Here is a 2091-nt window from a genome sequence, read left to right as displayed (position 1 = left end):
GAGTCGGCCTCGACGGAGTTCACGTAGAACCCGACGTAGCCCGGAAGAAGGGGGTACGCGCACGGCGAGAAGAACGTCGCGACGCCGGCGGTGACGGCGAACGGGACGTTCGTCGCGAGCGAGACGCCGGTCATCTGAGAGCGGTCTCGATCCCCGTGACGATCTCCTCTGCGGTGTGAACGCCGTAATCGGACCAACGGATTCGACCGGTCTCGTCGATCGCAACCGCTGTCGGATAGTTCTGGACGTTGAGCTTCGCGGCGAGTTCCGCCGTGACGTCTGCCGCAACGAGCCAGTCTCCGTTGTGGTTTTTCCACCACTCGACGACGGTCTTCGGATCGACACTTCCCCCGACGTTCTCCGGTGTCACGGAGACGAACAGCACCTCGTCGTCGATCTCGTCGTGCGCCGCAACGAGGCCGGGCATCTGCTTTTCGCAGGGGCCACACCACGTCGCAAAGAAGTCGACGAACGTCGGACGGCCTTCTGCGGGGATCGTTACCTCGCCGTCGCGGCTCCCCGGGGCATCGACCGTGTCGAGTGTTACCGGTTCGACCGGTTCCGGCCCGTCACCGAGGACGTCGGGAACGCCGCCCGTTGCGACCGCCCCCGCACCCCCGAGGGCTCCGACGCTCGCGAGTCCCGCCAGTAAGTGTCGTCGCCTCACGCCGTGACCACCCGTCGGAAGTCGTCGACGATTCGTTCGATGTCGGTGGCCGGGCCGCGCGGGTACGCCCGCTCGACGATACCTTGCTTGTTCACGAGGAGGATCAGGCCGTAGTGCGGGAACGCGTACTCCAAGCTCTCGTACTGTTCGCCGTCGGTCTTCTGGATCTTCAGCCCGAAGTTCTCGTCCATCAGCTCAACGCCTGCCTCGTAGCTCTCGGGACGGAGGAAGTGCCAGTTGCCGGCGTCGAGGTCGACACCGCGTTGGCCCGCGTACTCGCGGAGGACGTCGGCGGTGTCGCGCTCCGGATCGAACGTCTGCGCGAGGAACGCGGCCTCGTCACCGAACCCCTCCTCGGCCGCGACCTCCTGCGCCCGTCGGAGTCTGAGGATGAGCGCCGGACAGACGCCGTCCGGGCAGCTCGTGTAAAACGAGGTCCACAGGTACGCGCGCTCCCCCTCGAACTGCGATGTCGATATCTCCTCGCCCGTGATCGGGTCGGGAACGGTAAAATCGGGCATCTCGTCGCCGCGGATCGGATGGACCGGGTCGCCTCGGCTCTGCTCCGGCGGACCGAGGATCGTCTCCTCGTCGCCGGAGCCGTCGGGGCTGTCGGAGCCCTCGTCGCCGTTGCTGGAACCGTCGGTGTCGCCGAGGACGCCGGCACAGCCGGCCGTGGCGGTCGTCCCGGCGACGACGCCGGTCCCGGCGAGCGAGCGGAGGAAGTGGCGGCGGTCCATGTTGTTGTCCGACCTACGTGGTCGCGCGTAAATGAACCCCGCGACTGGTGGCACGCGATGAACACGACCGAGAGCGCACCGGAAACCGACGCAACGGTCCCGAAACGAGCCGTTGACCGGGATCGTTTCGCCCGCGTGATCGCTCGAACCCCCGTGGTACCACGACCCTCGCAAGGGTTATCCCCGAACGGGCTGTACGTATATTCGCAATGGCAAACGGTAAGGTTGATTTCTTCAACGACACTGGCGGCTACGGTTTCATCTCGACTGACGACGGCGACCTCGACGACGACGAAGACGTGTTCTTCCACATGGAAGACGTCGGCGGCCCGGACCTCGAGGAGGGTCAGGAAGTGGAATTCGACATCGAATCGTCCCCCAAGGGACCGCGCGCGACGAACCTCGTCCGCAACTAATCTCTCGACCGCGGACGACGCGTCCGCACGCACTACCGGATTTCGGCCGTCGCTCGACGCGATCGACGCCATCTCCGTTTCTCTCACACTTATCATCGCTCGACGAGCGGCGGCGCTTCCGTCGGTGATCGACGCGTTCCTCGACGAGCCGCGCGCATCCCCTGGTCACCGCCGCGATCGACCCTTTAAATATGAGCGCGGTCGAATCCCCGTCTAGTGAGCGATCCGATCCCGACCGGCTGTCACCCGGTCGACGAGCTGTTGGGCG

At 65.7% G+C, this 2091-nt stretch carries 3 protein-coding genes and 1 pseudogene; 1 reads left to right on the top strand and 3 read right to left on the bottom strand.

All coding sequences use genetic code 11. The annotated features are described in order from the left end of the window. The 3 genes and pseudogenes from BN903_RS18470 to BN903_RS11290 form a co-directional block, all read right to left on the bottom strand. Positions 1-134 (bottom strand): annotated as a pseudogene (locus tag BN903_RS18470) (cytochrome C biogenesis protein); the annotation flags it as partial. Then, the gene (locus tag BN903_RS11295) at positions 131-667 is read right to left on the bottom strand and encodes a TlpA disulfide reductase family protein (RefSeq protein ID WP_048077824.1); all 537 of its coding nucleotides are present in this window, start codon (positions 665-667) and stop codon (positions 131-133) included. The gene BN903_RS11295 and the pseudogene BN903_RS18470, both read right to left, overlap by 4 nt. After that, a complete protein-coding gene (locus BN903_RS11290; RefSeq protein WP_048077823.1) occupies positions 664-1407 on the bottom strand; it encodes an SCO family protein in 744 nt (247 codons plus the stop codon). Before BN903_RS11290 ends, BN903_RS11295 begins: the two co-directional genes overlap by 4 nt. A gap of 209 nt (positions 1408-1616) precedes the next feature. Here BN903_RS11290 and BN903_RS11285 point away from each other — a divergent pair, with 209 nt between their 5' ends. Then, positions 1617-1823: a cold-shock protein gene (locus tag BN903_RS11285; protein ID WP_004595330.1), complete on the top strand. Its 207-nt coding sequence runs from the start codon at positions 1617-1619 to the stop codon at positions 1821-1823. Positions 1824-2091 lie beyond the last annotated feature (268 nt).

The sequence above is a fragment of the Halorubrum sp. AJ67 genome, from assembly GCF_000513435.1.
The sequence above is the reverse complement of the archived record's forward strand: the minus strand, read 5'-3'. Positions and strand labels throughout refer to the sequence as shown.

Coding starts and splice junctions, on each gene's coding strand:
- BN903_RS11285 (WP_004595330.1), top strand. CDS start 1,617: ATGGCAAACGGTAAGGTTGATTTCTTCAACGACACTGGCGGCTACGGT.
- BN903_RS11290 (WP_048077823.1), bottom strand. CDS start 1,407: ATGGACCGCCGCCACTTCCTCCGCTCGCTCGCCGGGACCGGCGTCGTC.